The sequence below is a fragment of the Citrobacter telavivensis genome, from assembly GCA_009363175.1.
GTDB classification, from domain to species: Bacteria; Pseudomonadota; Gammaproteobacteria; order Enterobacterales; family Enterobacteriaceae; genus Citrobacter_A; species Citrobacter_A telavivensis.
Window position 1 is genome coordinate 1,940,969 of record CP045205.1, and the last position, 18,197, is coordinate 1,959,165.

An 18,197-nucleotide genomic window follows, 5' to 3' on the forward strand; every position below is an offset into this window, starting at 1 on the left:
TTACTCAGGCGCACGGAAGTCCGTCTTTAGAAGATCGCCTGATGACCGATAAAGCAAAACAAATCGAGAAAACCCGTAAGCTACTGGCGCTTGCCGCACAGTCCTCTAATGACGGTGAGCCCGAAGATGACCTTTACCTGTTTCACGTCAGAAAAGGCATTGGGTCAGTATCTTCAGAACAGAGCCCCCAGTAATTGATGGCATCCTCAGAAGAGGAGAGTGAGGAGATAGTATGGAACTGATGTGTCCTGTTTGTCATAACCCGTTGGAGCGCAATGGTGAAACGGCCCATTGCGCGACCTGTCATACAGACTTTACCGTTGAAGCATGTTGTCCGGACTGCCACAAGCCGCTCCAGGTGTTGAAAGCCTGCGGTGCGGTGGATTATTTTTGCCAGAACGGCCACGGATTGATTTCAAAAAAACGCGTTGAGTTTACGTTGCATAACGCGTGAACGGATGGGGGCAGTCCCTGACAGGGGCTGACCACTTACTTGCGGGCGCGCTTCTTCACCGGTTTGATATCGGTGACCTGGCTTTCCACCCAGCCGTCTTCCAGTCGGGTGGTCATCACATCACCCGCCTTCACCTGTTTCACTTTTTTCAGCACCTTGCCATCGGTGGCGGTAGAGACGCTATAACCACGCGCCAGGGTCGAGAGTGGGCTGACGGCTTCCAGATGCGTTACCGCGTTGCCAAAGCGTTCACGCGTGGCGCTCAGACGTGAGCGCACATTCTCCGCCAGACGATATTCCAGTTGCTGAATACGGGTTTGCGCCCGATGAATACGCGGCTGAGGACTTTGCTGGTTCAGGCGTTGTACCAGGCGAGACTGGCGCTGGCTGGTGCGCTTCACCTGGCTGTCGATGGCCACGTTCATACGCTGATGCAATCTTTCCAGCGCTGTCTGCTGACGGGCTAGACGCAACTGTGGATGCTGCTGTTGCAGGCGGTGATAAATCTGGGTGAATCGGCGACTGCGGTTCGCCAGAAAGTAGTCCATTGCCATGCCAAGACGCTGTTGGGCGGACTGGATTTGGCGCAGCAACTCCTGCTGATTCCGGCTGACCATTTCAGCCGCGGCCGAAGGCGTTGGCGCTCGCAGGTCGGCAATAAAATCGGCAATCGTCACGTCGGTTTCGTGGCCGACCGCGCTGACGACGGGGATCTCGCTGGCAAAAATAGCCCGGGCGACGCGCTCGTCGTTAAAGCTCCAGAGATCTTCCAGCGAACCGCCACCACGCCCGACAATCAGAACATCACACTCCTGGCGCGTATTCGCCAGTTCAATAGCACGGACAATCTGCCCCGGCGCGTCGTCGCCCTGGACGGCGGTCGGATAGATAATGACCGGCAAAGAGGGATCGCGGCGTTTCAGTACATGGAGAATATCGTGCAGTGCGGCCCCGGTCTTCGAGGTGATCACACCCACACAGTGGGCGGGAGAGGGGAGAGGCTGCTTGTGCTGTTGATCAAAAAGCCCTTCAGCCTGCAGCTTGGCCTTTAACTGTTCATACTTTTGCTGGAGCAGGCCTTCGCCGGCAGGCTGCATACTTTCGACGATAATCTGATAGTCGCCGCGCGGCTCGTACAGGGTGATATTGGCGCGAACCAGCACCTGCTGGCCATGCTGGGGGCGAAAGGTTACCCGACGATTGCTGTTGCGGAACATTGCACAGCGCACCTGCGCAGTGTCATCTTTGAGCGTGAAGTACCAGTGCCCCGATGACGGCTGCGAGAAATTGGAAATCTCACCGCTGATCCAGACCTGCCCCATCTCTTGTTCAAGCAGCAGACGAACCGTCTGATTCAGGCGGCTAACAGTAAAGATTGCGGAGGTCTGAGAGGATAACATGTGAGCGGGATCAAATTCTAAATCAGCAGGTTATTCAATCGATAGTAACCCGCCTGAGCAGGAGCGCAAGCATTATTTGCAAAAAAGTGTGGATGCAACCGATTACGCTCTGTATAATGCCACGGCAATATTTATCCACCCCCAGGTTAGAGATATTGCCCATGCTACGTATTGCTAAAGAAGCTTTGACGTTTGACGACGTCCTCCTCGTTCCCGCTCACTCCACCGTTCTGCCGAATACTGCCGACCTCAGCACGCAGTTGACGAAAACCATTCGTCTGAACATTCCTATGCTTTCCGCAGCAATGGACACCGTGACTGAAGCGCGCCTCGCAATTGCGCTGGCACAGGAAGGCGGCATCGGTTTTATCCATAAAAACATGTCGATTGAGCGTCAGGCGGAAGAAGTTCGCCGCGTGAAAAAACATGAATCTGGCGTGGTAACCGACCCGCAAACCGTTCTGCCAACCACGACCCTGCGTGAAGTGAAAGAACTGACCGAACGCAATGGTTTTGCGGGTTACCCGGTGGTGACACAAGACAATGAACTGGTCGGGATCATCACCGGTCGTGACGTGCGTTTTGTGACCGATCTGAGCCAACCGGTCAGCGTTTACATGACGCCGAAAGAGCGTCTGGTCACCGTTCGCGAAGGCGAAGCGCGCGATGTCGTGTTGTCTAAAATGCACGAGAAACGCGTTGAGAAAGCGCTGGTTGTCGATGACAGCTTCCACCTGCTCGGCATGATCACCGTGAAAGACTTCCAGAAAGCCGAACGTAAACCGAACTCCTGTAAAGATGAGCATGGTCGTCTGCGCGTTGGCGCTGCGGTTGGCGCTGGCGCAGGTAACGAAGAGCGTGTTGATGCGCTGGTAGCTGCCGGTGTTGACGTGCTGCTGATCGACTCTTCTCATGGGCACTCAGAAGGCGTGTTACAGCGCATTCGTGAAACGCGTGCTAAATACCCGGATCTGCAAATTATTGGCGGCAACGTGGCGACCGGCGCGGGCGCACGTGCCCTGGCGGAAGCCGGCGTGAGCGCGGTGAAAGTGGGTATCGGCCCTGGCTCCATCTGTACGACCCGTATCGTGACCGGCGTGGGCGTTCCGCAGATCACCGCGGTGTCTGATGCCGTTGAAGCGCTGGAAGGCATGGGTATTCCGGTGATCGCTGACGGCGGTATCCGTTTCTCTGGTGATATCGCCAAAGCCATCGCCGCGGGCGCAAGCGCGGTAATGGTTGGCTCCATGCTGGCAGGTACCGAAGAATCCCCAGGTGAAATCGAACTCTACCAGGGCCGTTCTTACAAATCCTACCGCGGCATGGGCTCTCTGGGCGCAATGTCCAAAGGCTCTTCTGACCGTTACTTCCAGAGCGATAACGCTGCTGACAAACTGGTGCCGGAAGGTATCGAAGGCCGTGTTGCCTATAAAGGCCGCCTGAAAGAGATCATTCACCAGCAGATGGGCGGCCTGCGCTCCTGTATGGGGCTGACCGGCTGTGGTACTATCGACGAATTGCGTACTAAAGCGGAATTCGTACGTATCAGTGGTGCGGGTATTCAGGAAAGCCACGTTCACGACGTGACCATCACCAAAGAGTCCCCGAACTACCGTATGGGCTCCTGATTTTCTTCGCCCGACCTTGTGTCGGGCGATTTATTTAACCTGTTTCACTTGCCTCGGAATTAGCGTCAATGACAGACAATATTCACAAGCATCGCATTCTCATCCTTGATTTCGGATCTCAGTACACACAACTGGTTGCACGTCGCGTGCGTGAACTGGGCGTTTACTGCGAACTGTGGGCATGGGATGTGACTGAAGCACAGATTCGCGAGTTTAATCCTAGCGGTATCATTCTTTCCGGTGGCCCGGAAAGCACCACCGAAGAAAACAGCCCGCGTGCACCGCAATACGTTTTCGAAGCCGGTGTTCCGGTCTTCGGCGTGTGTTACGGCATGCAGACGATGGCAATGCAGTTGGGCGGTCATGTTGAAGGTTCGACTGAGCGTGAATTTGGCTACGCGCAGGTTGAAGTTGTGACCGACAGCGCACTGGTTCGTGGCATCGAAGATTCCCTGACCGCTGATGGCAAACCGCTGCTGGACGTGTGGATGAGCCACGGCGATAAAGTGACGGCGATTCCGTCTGATTTCGTCACCGTTGCCAGCACCGAAAGCTGTCCGTTTGCCATCATGGCGAACGAAGAAAAACGCTTCTATGGCGTACAGTTCCACCCGGAAGTCACCCACACCCGTCAGGGAATGCGCATGCTGGAGCGTTTTGTCCGCGACATCTGCCAGTGTGAAGCGCTGTGGACGCCAGCAAAAATTATCGATGACGCCGTTGAGCGTATCCGCCAGCAGGTTGGCGATGACAAAGTGATCCTCGGCCTTTCCGGCGGTGTGGATTCTTCAGTCACCGCTATGCTGTTGCACCGTGCGATCGGTAAAAACCTGACCTGTGTCTTCGTTGATAACGGCCTGCTGCGTCTGAATGAAGCCGAGCAGGTGATGGACATGTTCGGTGACCACTTTGGTCTGAACATTGTTCACGTTCCGGCGGAAGAACGTTTCCTGACGGCGCTGAAAGGCGAAAACGATCCTGAAGCGAAACGTAAGATCATTGGTCGCGTCTTTGTTGAAGTCTTCGACGAAGAAGCGCTCAAGCTGGAAGATGTGAAATGGCTGGCGCAGGGCACCATTTATCCGGATGTTATCGAATCTGCGGCCTCTGCGACCGGTAAAGCGCACGTCATCAAATCTCACCATAACGTAGGCGGTCTGCCGAAAGAGATGAAGATGGGTCTGGTTGAACCGCTGAAAGAGCTGTTTAAAGACGAAGTGCGTAAAATTGGTCTGGAACTGGGCCTGCCGTACGACATGCTTTACCGTCACCCGTTCCCGGGGCCAGGTCTGGGCGTACGCGTGCTGGGTGAAGTGAAGAAAGAGTACTGCGACCTGCTGCGTCGTGCAGACGCTATCTTCATTGAAGAGCTGCACAAAGCCGACCTGTACAATAAAGTGAGCCAGGCGTTCACCGTGTTCCTGCCGGTTCGCTCTGTTGGCGTGATGGGCGATGGTCGTAAATACGACTGGGTGGTTTCTCTGCGTGCGGTCGAAACTATCGACTTTATGACTGCGCACTGGGCGCACCTGCCGTATGACTTCCTGGGGCGTGTATCTAACCGCATCATCAACGAAGTGAATGGTATTTCACGCGTTGTGTACGATATCAGCGGTAAGCCGCCAGCCACGATCGAGTGGGAGTAAATATCCCTTCGCGTCGCTGACGCGTAGTCGACAAAACCCTCTGTTTATACAGGGGGTTTTTTGTTTTATCCAGGCGTAAAAAATACCAGATGGCGTCTGTCTGGAAATAAAGGATTAACGTTGAGCAGGCGTTTCGACAGAGAGACTGGACTGTTGCGCGTCTTTTTTGTCCTGATGATGATGCCAGGCACCGATAGAAGAGTAGACAAAGCGTCCAAAAAAGAAGATAAAGCTGATAAGCAATACGATACGGGTCATGCGACTGTTAAATCGATGTCGTTTTCGCATACTGGTTGCCTGACTCACAAAAGGTTCCTTAAGAGATGCCCATTCGGGCGATAAGTACATTAAGGCACACTGTGTCGGACGGGTCAATTACTGATTATGTAAAATTGCGTCAGTTGATTCATATCCAGGTGTTATGGAAATTAATTACATTATTTACATTAATAATGTGAAAATGATAACGCAGCGAAATAAAAGTAATAATTGATTAATGGGGACTAAAATATTTGATATACGTCAAAATTTACTTTCCGTTGATAACTAAAATCGGTGCGACATGTATGGTGAGTTTTTCATCTTAATTTGACGTCAGGTGGGATGCCTGTCTGATACACCCCCTTCAGGATTCTGGGGGTTCCGCTGAGCATCTATGCGACTGAATAAAAATTATATTGCAATCAGAGATAAGTGGTGGGGACTCCCTCTGGTTTTACCTTCCCTGTTTTTACCGCTTGTGAGCCATACGAATACCTATGCGCATGTGGCCACCGGGGACGTTATCCTTTTCTTCTTACCGTTATCACTCATGATGAGCCTGATGATTTTTTTCGGTTGGGCTGCATTACCCGGAATTATTCTGGCTATTTTTATTCGCAAATATTCCCAGGTCGGGTTGGCGGAAACGCTGCCCATTATTGTGCATTTTCTTATTGCTATTGTGCTCAGTTGGGGCGGTTACCGCGTCTTTACGCCCCGGCGTAATAACATTTCTCATGGCGAGGCGCAGCTGGTTTTTCCCCGCATTTTTTGGCAAGTTTTTTGTCCTGCGACGTTATTTCTGGTGCTTTTCCAGTTTGCCGCCTTTGTGGGGATGTATGAAAGTAAACTGAGCTTAATGGGAGCAACACCGTTTAACATCAACGCATTAATAAACTACCAGGGCATTCTGGTGGGGAATTTGATTGGTGTGCCGCTCTTCTATTTTATTATTCGCGTCATTCGTAATCCGTTACATTTGCGCAGCTATTATTCACAGTTAAAATTACAGTTTGATGCCAAAGCCTCACAAAAAGAGGTCATTATTTGGCTGCTGGTATTGTTCGCATTAATGTCTTTGCTTTGTATGCCATTGAATGAAAATAGTTCAATATTCAGTACAAACTATACGATGTCGTTATTACTCCCGGTCATGTTATGGGGAGCAATGCGTTATGGTTATCGTTTCATATCGCTGCTGTGGGCACCGGTTTTAATTATTGCGATTCATAATTACAAAAGTTATACGCCCTTTTATTCGGGTTACGATGTGCAACTGGCGATTACCTCTTCCAGTTTTCTGGTTTTTTCTTTTATTGTGAATTACATGGCGGTACTGGCGACGCGCCAGCGGATTGTGAGCGGACGTGCCCGCCGCCTTGCGTTTCTTGACCCAGTGGTCCATCTTCCCAATCTTCGCGCACTCAATCGCGCGCTGAGAAGTACACCCTGGTCAGCACTGTGCTTTCTGCGCGTTCCTGAACTGGAATTTCTTGTAAAAAATTACGGAATTATGCTGCGTATTCAGTACAAGCAACAATTATCCCACTGGATAGCTGAAAAGTTGGGGCCAGATGAACATGTTTATCAAATGTCCGGGCCTGACCTGTTGCTGCGCTTGAATACGGAGTCGCATCAGCAACGTATTGAAGCGTTGGATGAGCATATCAAGAAGTTCCGGTTTGTCTGGGATGGTATGACGTTCCTGCCACAGGTGGGAATGAGCTATTGTTACGTGCGTTCTCCGGTCAATCACATCTACTTGTTGCTGGGTGAGTTGAGCACCATTGCTGAGTTGTCCATCATGACCAATACGCCGGAGAATTTAGAGCGTAGTGGTGCCATGAATATGCAGCGCAATCTGAGAGACAAAGTCGCGATGATGAACCGGCTGCAGCATGCGCTGGAGCATGACCGTTTTTGTCTGATGGCGCAGCCAATCGAAGGGCTTCGCGGCGATGTTTATCACGAGATTTTACTGCGATTGCTGGACGATGACGGTGGCATGATTAACCCTGACACCTTCCTGCCCGTCGCGCACGAATTTGGTCTCTCCTCCAGAATCGATCTCTGGGTTATCGAACACACGTTACGCTTTATGGCGGAGAATCGTGCGCAGATGCCCGCTCGTCGCTTTGCACTTAATTTGTCGGCGTCCTCTGTCTGTCGGGCCAGGTTTGCGCAGGACATCAGTAAACTACTGAGCAAATACCAGATCGAAGCATGGCAATTGATTTTTGAAGTGACGGAAAGTCAGGCGTTGATGAATGCCGGACAGGCGGAAACTACGCTGCAAAACCTGCAGCAGTTGGGCTGCCAGATTGCCATCGATGACTTCGGCACGGGTTACGCCAGCTATGCAAGGCTAAAAAACGTTGACGCCAATATTCTGAAGATTGACGGTAGCTTCATCCGTAATATTGTTTCGAATAGCCTCGACTATCAGATAGTAGCTTCGATCTGTCATCTGGCACGAATGAAGAAAATGCAGGTGGTCGCTGAGTTTGTCGAAAGCGAAGAGATTCGCCGCGCGGCAATTTCGCTGGGGATTGACTACATGCAAGGATATTTAATCGGCGTGCCGCAGCCGTTAAGCGAGACGTTGAAAGAGCAGGTGCCAGTCACTGGCACCTGAGTGTGCTTCACGCAGCGATTTCCGGTGAGCGTTCTTCTTCGATTTTCAAACGCCAGCCGGTCACGGCTTCCCAGTACTGCTGTTCTTTTTCCAGATCGAGCAGAACCAGCGCGTTCTGGCTGAACCAGTCATGAGGGAAACGCAGGGTCCAGTGGTTGTCGTCGGTGATGAGCGTCAGCGTGGGAGGCGTGGTTGTGGCCTGACGCTGGTTGTTCAGCAGCACGCCAAGACGTAGCAGTTGAATGAGCGGCAGGAACTGCTTCTTCTTAAACAGCGTAAAGCGTGGGAGATCGTCCAGCTTAACCGCTTTACGATGGTAGCGAACCAGCGTCGCCATCATGGTTTGCTGCTCCTGATTAAAGCCGGGCAGATCGCTGTTTTGCAGAATATACGCCGAGTGGCGATGCAGGCCGCTGTGATTGATGTTCAGCCCAACCTCATGCAGCATTGCCGCCCATTTCAGCAGCGCCTCGAGCTGCGGATGCGCCAGCTTAGGCTGCTGTTCCTGCCATTGCTCATACATTTGCATGGTAGTTTCCAGCACGCGTCGAGCCTGCTCGCTGTCGATGTTGTACTGATTCGCCAGGCTGCTGGCGGTGCGGCTGCGAACATCCTGATGACGGAAGCGACCTTCCATTTCGTACAACACGCCTTCGCGTAATGCACCATCGGAAAGGCGTAACTCGCGGATCGCTAGCGCATCAAAGACACCGCACAAAATTGCCAGCCCCGGAACAAAGACCGCTTTTCGTTCCTCAGATAAACCCGGCAGGCTTAGCGCCTCGAAACTACGGTGTTGCAGCAGTTCGGCAACCAGCCTGTCCAGACGCTCAGGCGTGATGAAGCCGTCTTTCTCGCCCATTGCCAGGAGCACTTCATGCGCGGCTTTGATGGTGCCGGAGGCCCCTAATGCAACGTTCCAGCCCTGAATACGGAATTGCCAGGTCAAGGTTTCAAGCTTCTGCGCCGCCGCCATTCTGGCGCGCTGGAAGTTTTCCTGGCTAATAACCCCGCCGGGGAAATAGATCTGCGCAAAGCTGACGCAGCCCATACGACGGCTTTCAACCAGCTTCGGTTCAAAGTTTTCGCCAATGACCAGTTCCGTCGAGCCGCCGCCAATGTCGATAACCAGCTTGCGGCCTTTCTCCGGTTGCGTATGCTCAACGCCCATAAAGATCAGGCGCGCCTCTTCATTGCCGGAAATGATTTCGATCGGATAAGGGATCACCTTTTCCGCGCGTTTGAGAAAATCGGTGGCGTTTTGTGCCTGACGAAGCGTATGCGTCCCGACGATACATACGCTGGAGGGGGCGAACCCCTGAAGGCGTTCAGCGAACAGCGACAGGCAGCTTAAGCCACGCTCCATCGCCTCTTCGCTCAGCATGTTGTCTTCGCCGAGACCATCCGCCAGATGCACGCGCTGCTTCAGACGGCCAATAATCTGCATGGCGCCATCCACCACACGGGCAATCACCATGTGAAAACTGTTTGAACCGAGGTCGACCGCCGCAAACTCCTGCGGTCGTGGGGTCTTATCATGTATTGGCATAGCGTTAGTCAGATTGTTCGAGTGATTTGATATAGTCGTAAATAGCCAACTGCGACTGCACTTTGCGGCGGTTTCCACGCGGCACGTAGCGATTGCTCAGTTCTTTATCGATGTAGCGGGCTTTTACCGTATCGCTGAACAGGATGTCAACAATATCCAGCACCTGCTGCTTCAGACGTGGGTCGAGCAGCGGCGTCGCTACCTCAATGCGGTAGTCGATATTACGCGTCATCCAGTCCGCGGAGGAGAGATAGACCTGCTTATCGCCGCCGTTCTCGAAGATGTACACCCGGTCATGCTCAAGATAACGGTCCACAATGCTGATGACACGGATATTATCGCTGATACCTTCCAGATTCGGAATGAGTGAGCACATGCCGCGAATCAACAGATTCACCGCCACACCGGAGCTGGATGCGGCATACAGTCGATCGACCAGCCCTTTATCCACCAGGTTATTCAGCTTCAATGTGATGCCGGAGGGCAGTCCCTGCTGGGCGTTGGCTATTTCACGATCGATCATTTCATACAGCAGGCGGCGCGAGTTCTGCGGCGAGACCAGCAGATAATCGAACGTCACCGGGCGATACGGGTTCTCGATGAAATTGAACACCCGGCGGACTTCGTTAGTGATCCGCGCATCGGCGGTCAGCAGCGAATAGTCGGTATACAGGCGGGCGGTTTTTTCGTTGAAGTTACCGGTGCCGATATGGGCGTAACGCACGACCTCTTCGCCTTCTTTACGCGAAATCAGGAACAGCTTGGCGTGAATTTTTAAGCCTGGCGCAGAGAAGATCACGTGAACGCCCGCTTCCGTCAGACGCTTCGCCCAGTGGATGTTAGCCTCTTCGTCAAAACGTGCCTGCAGTTCCACCACCACAGTGACTTTTTTACCGTTATGGGCGGCGTGGATCATGGCGTCGATAATGCGCGAGTCTTTCGCGACGCGGTAGATATTGATTTTGATCGCCAGCACGCTGGGGTCAAACGATGCCTGACGCAACAGTTCCAGTACGTGCTCAAAGGTATGATACGGATAGTAGAGCAGCACATCGCGCTCGCGAATGGCGTCAAATCCGTTACGGAATTTTTCTTTATCGAACCAGATGTGACGCAGACGCGGGAGCGGCTTATTCACCAGATTCGCTTTGCCCACATTGGGAAAATTAATGAAATCTTTAAAGTTGTGATAGCGCCCGCCGGGAACGATAGAGTCGTAGCGTGAAATCGTCAGCTTCTCGCGCAGCACTTCAACCAGCGCATTAGGCATGTCGCGCTGATAGACAAAACGCACGGGCTCGGCGGTCAGACGCTGTTTCAGACTGGAGGACATTAGCTCCATCAGGCTGGATTCCATCTCGTGGACCAGATCGTACTCGGCATCACGGGTCATTTTCATGGAATAGGCGTTCAGCGCGTCATAATCAAAGAAGCCCTTAAAGATATCGTCCAGGCAGTAGCGCAGAATGTTGTCCAGCAAGATCATCGGCTTGCGGCGACGCGGGGCTTCCGGCGGCAGATTCACAAAGCGAGGAACCTTGTCAGACGGAATTTCCAGCAGCGCATAGCGAATTGTGTCGCCACGAATAATTTCGACTGCCAGATAGGTGTAATCATCCTTCAGGAACTGCACCAGATCCGTTTCGCGGTTAATTAAAATCGGGGTGATGTGCTGGCGCAGATACTGTTTGAAGTAGTGGCGCAACCAGCTTTGTTGATTGACCGACAGCTGACGCTCGTTAATCAGGAAGATCTGATTACGCGCCATCTCCAGCAGCAGTTCGTTATACAAGCCATCGAATTCCTGGTCGGCTTTCAGCACGCGGGACTGGATTTTGCCTAACAGGTGGCGAGAATGCGAATTTGAACCCTGTTCTTCACTGATGATGATGCGGCGTTTGAGTTCTGCGAAGCGAACTTTGTAGAATTCATCCAGGTTATTGGAATAGATGCCTAAGAAACGCATCCGTTCTATCAGCGGGTTTGATTTATCCGCAGCTTCCTGAAGCACACGTTCGTTGAACGCTAACCAGCTCAGCTCTTTCTCGATGTATAGCTTTTCCTGACCCATTAATACTTATACTCCGTTTTATTCACGGGACACTGCCTGATTATTATGGCGAGCATTGCGCTCAGATGTCCAACTGTGCCAGAAAAGTATGACAATAAACCGTCCGATCGCAAAGAGGAAGGGGGACTGGGGGGTTGAAGAGAACAGCAGGCCGGATAAAGGATGACGTCCGATATCCGGCTCGGTTTTATTCGTCGGCAGCGTAACCCTGTGGCGGCAGGCGAACACCGTCCAGCCAGGCGGCGTTATCGTGCATTTTCAGTCGCCCATCCACAAACCAACTGACCACCAGTGGATAAATGGCGTGTTCCTGTACCTGAACGCGAGCGGTGATTTCATCCTCGTCATCGCCTTCAAAGACCGGGACTTTGGACTGCAAAATGACCGGTCCGCCGTCGAGTTCGTCAGTCACAAAGTGGACCGACGTGCCGTGTTCCTCATCGCCATTTTCCAGTGCCTGACGGTGGGTGTGTAAACCGGGGTATTTGGGCAGCAGGGAAGGGTGAATATTCAGCAACCGTCCGTTGTAGTGTGCGACGAACGCCGGGCTCAGAATGCGCATGAAACCGGCCAGCACCACCACGTCAGGCTCATAAGCGTCGATCTCAAGGATCAGTTCGCGGTCAAACGCTTCACGGCTGGAAAACTGGTCAGCCGTCAGCGTATGGGCAGGGATTGCCGCTTTTCTGGCTCGCTCAAGGCCGAACGCGTCGGCCTTGTTGCTGAATACTGCCCGCAGGGTGCCGTTGATTTTCTTCGCTTTGCAGGCATCAATAATCGCCTGCAAATTGCTTCCGTTACCGGAAATAAGCACCACAATATTCATTATTCAATAACCACACGCTGCGCGGAGTCAGACGCTTTGATGACGCCGATTTTCCACGCGTCTTCACCTTTTGCTTTAAGCAGGGCAAGGGCGTTGTCCACTTCCGCCGCTGGCAGGGCAATGACCATGCCGACGCCGCAGTTAAAGGTACGATACATTTCATGCTGGCTGACGTTACCGGCCTGCTGCAGCCAGTTAAAGACCGCTGGCCACTGCCAGGAGGACTCATCGATCACCGCCTGTGTGTTGTCCGGCAGGACGCGCGGAATGTTTTCCCAGAAGCCGCCGCCGGTCAGGTGCGCGATAGCGTGCACATCAACCTTCTCGATCAGTTCCAGAATCGATTTCACGTAGATACGGGTCGGCGCCAGCAGGTGATCGGCCAACGGTTTGCCTTCCAGATCCGTTGTTTCTGGATCGCAACCGCTGACGTCCACAATTTTACGTACCAGTGAGTAACCGTTGGAGTGTGGGCCGCTGGAACCCAACGCAATCAGCACATCGCCATCGGTCACTTTGGAACCGTCGATGATTTCTGATTTTTCTACTACGCCGACGCAGAAACCGGCGACGTCATAATCTTCACCGTGATACATCCCGGGCATTTCCGCCGTTTCCCCGCCAACCAGCGCGCAGCCGGACTGCAGACAACCTTCTGCGATACCCTGAATCACGCTGGCTGCGGTATCCACATCCAGTTTACCAGTGGCATAGTAGTCGAGGAAAAACAGCGGTTCAGCACCCTGAACCACCAGGTCGTTGACGCACATCGCCACGAGATCGATGCCGATGGTATCGTGACGTTTCAGATCCATCGCCAGACGCAGTTTTGTCCCTACGCCATCAGTGCCGGAAACCAGTACCGGTTCACGATATTTTTGCGGCAATGCGCACAGCGCACCGAAGCCACCCAGACCACCCATTACTTCCGGGCGGCGAGTTTTCTTCACTACGCCTTTGATTCGATCCACCAGAGCATTACCCGCGTCAATATCAACACCGGCATCTTTGTAGCTAAGAGAGGTTTTATCGGTCACTGCCTGGTTCCCCACGTTTTCTTACGGTAAAAGTAAAATTCGGCGCAATTCTAACAGGGAAAGCAAACGTTTGCGAGCCTGCGTTACATCCGTTTTTATCTGTCGATTTTTGCTGCATTTTCTCCGCGATGGCTCGTTTTTATGACTTGACCCACGAAAATGAAACCGGGTTCAGTTTCCTCCTTGAAAGCATTGAAGGGATTGCTCAGTATCTTACTGAAACCGGTTTCTGTTTTGCCATTGCGAATCAACGAGGGAAACTATGTCTGGATTTAATGCGAATTTCATGTGGGGTGGGGCGGTTGCGGCTCACCAACTCGAGGGCGGTTGGCAGGAAGGGGGAAAAGGCGTCAGCGTTGCCGACGTTATGACGGCGGGGGCTCACTGCGTGGCGCGTGAAATCACCGATGGTGTGCTGCCGGGGAAAAACTATCCTAACCACGAGGCGATCGATTTCTATCACCGCTACAAAGAGGACATCAGGCTGTTCGCGGAAATGGGCTTTAAATGTTTTCGCACCTCCATTGCCTGGACGCGTATTTTCCCGCGCGGGGATGAAACGCAGCCAAACGAGGCCGGACTGCAATTTTACGATGACTTGTTTGATGAATGCCTGAAGTTCGGCATTGAACCGGTGATTACCCTGTCGCATTTCGAAATGCCCTACCATCTGGTGACGGAGTATGGCGGCTGGCGCAACCGGAAGCTGATCGACTTTTTTGTCCGCTTCGCAAAAGTGGTCTTTACCCGCTATCAGCATAAAGTGAAGTACTGGATGACCTTCAATGAGATCAACAACCAGGCCAATTTCCATGAGGATTTTGCGCCGTTTACGAACTCTGGTCTGAAGTATCAGCCTGGCGAAGATCGTGAACCCGTGATGTACCAGGCCGCGCATTACGAGCTAGTGGCCAGTGCGCTGGCGGTGAAGGTCGCACGAGACATTAACCCGTCGTTACAGATAGGCTGCATGATTGCCATGTGCCCAATCTACCCACTGACCTGTGCGCCGAATGACATGATGATGGCGATGAATGCCATGCACCGTCGCTACTGGTTTACCGACGTGCATGTGCGGGGGAAATATCCGCAGCATATCCTCAACTATTTTGCGCGCCGCGAGTTTGACCTTGATATTACTGAGGAAGACCGCGTTGCCCTGTCTGAAGGCTGTGTGGATTACATCGGCTTCAGCTACTACATGTCGTTTGCTACCAAAGCGACGGACGATAATCCACAGCTCGATTATGACGAGAGTAAAAGCCTCGTTTCCAACCCCTACGTACAGAAATCGGACTGGGGCTGGCAGATTGATCCGGTGGGGCTGCGCTATTCGCTGAACTGGTTCTGGGATCACTACCAGCTACCGTTGTTTATCGTTGAGAACGGGTTTGGCGCGATTGATGTTCAGCAACCGGACGGCACCGTGGACGACAGTTATCGTATTGAATACATGGCCGCGCACATTCGCGAGATGAAAAAAGCGGTCGAAGAGGATGGCGTGGACCTGATGGGTTATACCCCATGGGGATGTATCGATCTGGTCTCTGCGGGAACGGGTGAAATGAAAAAACGCTACGGGTTTATCTACGTCGATAAAAATAATGACGGTAGCGGGACGCTGGCACGGCGGCCTAAAAAATCTTTCGCCTGGTATCAGCAGGTGATAAAAAGCAACGGTGAATCCCTCTGATTTCAGCCACTTGACACCCAGCCCCGCACAGAATGCGGGGCGTGTTTTATACTCATCACCCAAACGTATACCACTTTGCTTGATCCAGGTCATGCATACGTTATGTTGCGCCAGAGAGGAAAAGCGGTATAATCCGGCGATTTTTTTGTGGTTGCCACTCGTCTGAGGAAAGGAGAAGAGTATGAAGATCGTGGAAGTCAAACACCCACTCGTCAAACACAAGCTGGGTCTGATGCGTGAGAACGATATCAGCACCAAACGCTTTCGTGAACTCGCCTCGGAAGTAGGCAGTCTGCTGACCTACGAAGCGACTGCGGGCCTGGAAACTGAAAAAGTGACCATTGAAGGCTGGAATGGTCCGGTCGAAGTGGATCAAATCAAAGGCAAAAAAATTACCGTCGTGCCTATCCTGCGCGCAGGCCTGGGGATGATGGACGGCGTGCTGGAAAACGTGCCAAGCGCGCGTATCAGCGTGGTCGGCATGTACCGTAACGAAGAGACGCTGGAGCCGGTCCCGTATTTCCAGAAGCTGGTTTCTAACATTGACGAGCGCATGGCGCTGATCGTCGACCCGATGCTGGCGACCGGGGGGTCCGTTATCGCAACCATCGATCTGCTGAAAAAAGCGGGCTGCAGCAGCATTAAAGTGCTGGTGCTGGTGGCGGCACCGGAAGGCATCGCCGCGCTGGAAAAAGCGCATCCGGATGTGGAACTGTACACCGCATCGATCGACCAGGGCTTAAACGAGCACGGATACATTATTCCGGGGCTTGGTGATGCCGGCGATAAGATTTTTGGTACCAAGTAAGTGAATAATGACTAAATAGCCGACTTTAAGAGTCGGCTTTTTTTTGAATAAAACAACTCAACAGCTAATGACCATCACACTCAGAGGAAAACACTATGACGCGCCGTGCTATCGGGGTGAGTGAAAGACCGCCGCTTTTACAGACAATCCCGCTTAGTTTGCAACACCTGTTCGCCATGTTTGGCGCAACCGTGCTGGTGCCAGTTCTGTTTCATATTAACCCGGCCACCGTTCTGTTATTCAACGGGATCGGGACATTGCTGTATCTCTTTATCTGTAAAGGAAAAATCCCGGCCTATTTAGGCTCAAGCTTCGCCTTTATCTCACCGGTTTTGCTGTTGCTGCCGTTGGGATATGAAGTGGCGCTGGGCGGCTTCATCATGTGTGGCGTGCTGTTCTGCCTGGTGTCTTTCATTGTGAAGAAAGCCGGTACCGGCTGGCTGGACGTTATGTTTCCTCCTGCGGCAATGGGCGCAATCGTTGCCGTCATCGGTCTGGAACTGGCAGGCGTTGCCGCCGGAATGGCCGGACTGCTGCCTGCGGAAGGACAAACTGCGGACTCAAAGACCATCATTATCTCGATGGTGACGTTGGCGGTTACCGTGTTCGGCTCGGTGCTGTTCCGCGGTTTCCTCGCGATCATCCCTATCCTGATTGGGGTACTGGCAGGTTATGCGTTGTCATTTGCGATGGGCGTGGTCGATACCACACCGATTGCCGAGGCGCACTGGTTTGCACTGCCGACCTTCTACACTCCTCGCTTTGAGTGGTTCGCTATTCTGACCATTCTGCCTGCGGCGCTGGTGGTGATTGCCGAACACGTTGGTCACCTGGTGGTGACAGCGAATATCGTCAAAAAGGATCTGGTTCGCGATCCGGGCCTGCATCGCTCGATGTTTGCTAACGGTCTGTCGACGGTGATTTCCGGCTTCTTTGGCTCCACGCCGAACACCACTTACGGTGAGAACATTGGCGTAATGGCGATCACGCGTGTTTACAGCACCTGGGTGATCGGCGGTGCGGCGATTTTTGCCATTCTGCTCTCCTGCGTCGGCAAACTGGCGGCGGCTATCCAGATAATCCCACTGCCGGTTATGGGCGGGGTGTCATTGCTGTTGTACGGAGTGATCGGCGCGTCCGGTATTCGCGTGCTGATTGAATCGAAAGTGGATTACAACAAAGCGCAGAACCTGATCCTGACCTCCGTTATCCTGATAATCGGCGTCAGCGGGGCGAAGGTACACATTGGTGCGGCGGAGCTGAAAGGGATGGCGCTGGCGACAATCGTTGGGATCGCGCTGAGCCTGATCTTCAAGCTGATCTCTGTCCTGCGCCCGGAAGAAGTGGTGCTGGACGCGGAAGATGCGGATACGCCGCAACAGTAACATGGGATCCGGGCAGTGATGCTGCCCGGTTCTAACACGACAGAATTCTGTGATAAACTCATCGCGATTGAATGAAATCTGGATTGAGGTCTCTCTGAACACACCGGCACAGCTCTCTTTGCCACTTTATCTTCCTGACGACGAAACTTTCTCAAGTTTCTGGCCGGGGGATAACGCCTCTTTACTGGCTGCACTGCAAAACGTGCTGCGCCAGGATCATAGCGGATACATCTATCTCTGGTCGCGTGAAGGCGCGGGCCGTAGTCATTTACTGCACGCCGCGTGCGCTGAACTGTCTCAGCGTGGTGATGCGGTGGGCTATGTGCCGCTGGACAAACGCACCTGGTTTGTCCCGGAAGTGCTCGACGGGATGGAACATCTTTCATTAGTCTGCATCGACAATATCGAATGCGTCGCCGGGGACGAACTGTGGGAGATGGCCATTTTTGATCTCTACAATCGCATTCTGGAATCTGGAAAAACGCGGTTGCTGATCACCGGCGATCGTCCGCCGCGTCAGTTAAACCTCGGTCTGCCCGATCTGGCCTCGCGTCTGGACTGGGGACAAATCTACAAGCTACAACCTCTGTCGGATGAAGACAAACTGCAGGCGCTGCAGTTGCGCGCGCGGCTGCGTGGATTTGAACTCCCGGAAGACGTGGGACGCTTCTTGCTCAAGCGACTCGACAGGGAAATGCGCACGCTGTTTATAACGCTCGATCAGCTTGATCATGCGTCCATCACCGCGCAGCGCAAATTAACCATCCCGTTCGTGAAAGAGATCCTGAAGCTGTAGCCGGAATA

The 18,197-nt window shown here is 52.9% G+C and carries 15 protein-coding genes; 9 read left to right on the top strand and 6 right to left on the bottom strand.

Features of this window, described 5'->3' with window-relative positions:
• Positions 1-232: 232 nt before the first annotated feature.
• Positions 233-454, top strand: coding sequence for a hypothetical protein (locus tag GBC03_11485; GenBank protein ID QFS70783.1), 222 nt, complete (start codon positions 233-235; stop codon positions 452-454).
• A 35-nt stretch (positions 455-489) separates the two neighbouring features.
• Here the strand turns inward: GBC03_11485 and xseA are convergent, their stop codons facing one another.
• Positions 490-1,854, bottom strand: a complete 1,365-nt coding sequence (gene xseA, locus GBC03_11490; GenBank protein ID QFS70784.1) for an exodeoxyribonuclease VII large subunit — start codon at positions 1,852-1,854, stop codon at positions 490-492.
• A gap of 161 nt (positions 1,855-2,015) precedes the next feature.
• Between xseA and guaB the strand changes: the two genes are divergently transcribed.
• Together guaB and guaA are read left to right on the top strand one after the other, a co-directional pair.
• Positions 2,016-3,482 carry an IMP dehydrogenase gene (gene guaB, locus GBC03_11495; GenBank protein ID QFS70785.1) on the top strand — a complete coding sequence of 489 codons (1,467 nt, stop codon included), beginning with the start codon at positions 2,016-2,018 and terminating at the stop codon, positions 3,480-3,482.
• A gap of 68 nt (positions 3,483-3,550) precedes the next feature.
• On the top strand, positions 3,551-5,128 hold the full coding sequence (guaA, locus tag GBC03_11500) for a glutamine-hydrolyzing GMP synthase (protein QFS70786.1): 1,578 nt from the start codon (positions 3,551-3,553) through the stop codon (positions 5,126-5,128).
• Between the two features lie 114 nt (positions 5,129-5,242).
• Here guaA and GBC03_11505 read toward each other — a convergent pair whose 3' ends face one another.
• Positions 5,243-5,434: a DUF2633 family protein gene (locus GBC03_11505; GenBank protein ID QFS70787.1), complete on the bottom strand. Its 192-nt coding sequence runs from the start codon at positions 5,432-5,434 to the stop codon at positions 5,243-5,245.
• 349 nt (positions 5,435-5,783) lie between these two features.
• Between GBC03_11505 and GBC03_11510 the strand changes: the two genes are divergently transcribed.
• A complete protein-coding gene (locus GBC03_11510; GenBank protein QFS70788.1) occupies positions 5,784-8,024 on the top strand; it encodes an EAL domain-containing protein in 2,241 nt (746 codons plus the stop codon).
• 7 nt (positions 8,025-8,031) lie between these two features.
• Here GBC03_11510 and ppx read toward each other — a convergent pair whose 3' ends face one another.
• From ppx to purM, 4 genes are all read right to left on the bottom strand, one after another.
• Entirely contained in the window at positions 8,032-9,573 is a 1,542-nt protein-coding gene (ppx, locus tag GBC03_11515; GenBank protein QFS70789.1) for an exopolyphosphatase, read from the bottom strand.
• 4 nt (positions 9,574-9,577) lie between these two features.
• Entirely contained in the window at positions 9,578-11,644 is a 2,067-nt protein-coding gene (ppk1, locus tag GBC03_11520) for a polyphosphate kinase 1 (GenBank protein QFS70790.1), read from the bottom strand.
• Positions 11,645-11,831: 187 nt separating this feature from the next.
• Positions 11,832-12,470 (bottom strand): phosphoribosylglycinamide formyltransferase, encoded by a 639-nt coding sequence (gene purN / locus GBC03_11525; protein QFS70791.1) that lies wholly within the window; start codon positions 12,468-12,470, stop codon positions 11,832-11,834.
• Positions 12,470-13,507, bottom strand: a complete 1,038-nt coding sequence (gene purM, locus GBC03_11530; GenBank protein QFS70792.1) for a phosphoribosylformylglycinamidine cyclo-ligase — start codon at positions 13,505-13,507, stop codon at positions 12,470-12,472. Before purM ends, purN begins: the two co-directional genes overlap by 1 nt.
• A gap of 128 nt (positions 13,508-13,635) precedes the next feature.
• Between purM and GBC03_11535 the strand changes: the two genes are divergently transcribed.
• The 5 genes from GBC03_11535 (at position 13,636) to hda (ending at position 18,189) form a co-directional block, all read left to right on the top strand.
• On the top strand, positions 13,636-13,878 hold the full coding sequence (locus tag GBC03_11535; GenBank protein QFS70793.1) for a hypothetical protein: 243 nt from the start codon (positions 13,636-13,638) through the stop codon (positions 13,876-13,878).
• Entirely contained in the window at positions 13,770-15,200 is a 1,431-nt protein-coding gene (locus tag GBC03_11540; protein QFS70794.1) for a 6-phospho-beta-glucosidase, read from the top strand. Before GBC03_11535 ends, GBC03_11540 begins: the two co-directional genes overlap by 109 nt.
• Before the next feature lie 181 nt (positions 15,201-15,381).
• Positions 15,382-16,008, top strand: a complete 627-nt coding sequence (locus tag GBC03_11545) for a uracil phosphoribosyltransferase (GenBank protein QFS70795.1) — start codon at positions 15,382-15,384, stop codon at positions 16,006-16,008.
• A 95-nt stretch (positions 16,009-16,103) separates the two neighbouring features.
• Positions 16,104-17,393: a uracil permease gene (gene uraA, locus GBC03_11550; GenBank protein QFS70796.1), complete on the top strand. Its 1,290-nt coding sequence runs from the start codon at positions 16,104-16,106 to the stop codon at positions 17,391-17,393.
• Positions 17,394-17,442: 49 nt separating this feature from the next.
• Positions 17,443-18,189: a DnaA inactivator Hda gene (gene hda, locus GBC03_11555; protein QFS70797.1), complete on the top strand. Its 747-nt coding sequence runs from the start codon at positions 17,443-17,445 to the stop codon at positions 18,187-18,189.
• The last annotated feature ends 8 nt before the right edge of the window (positions 18,190-18,197 follow it).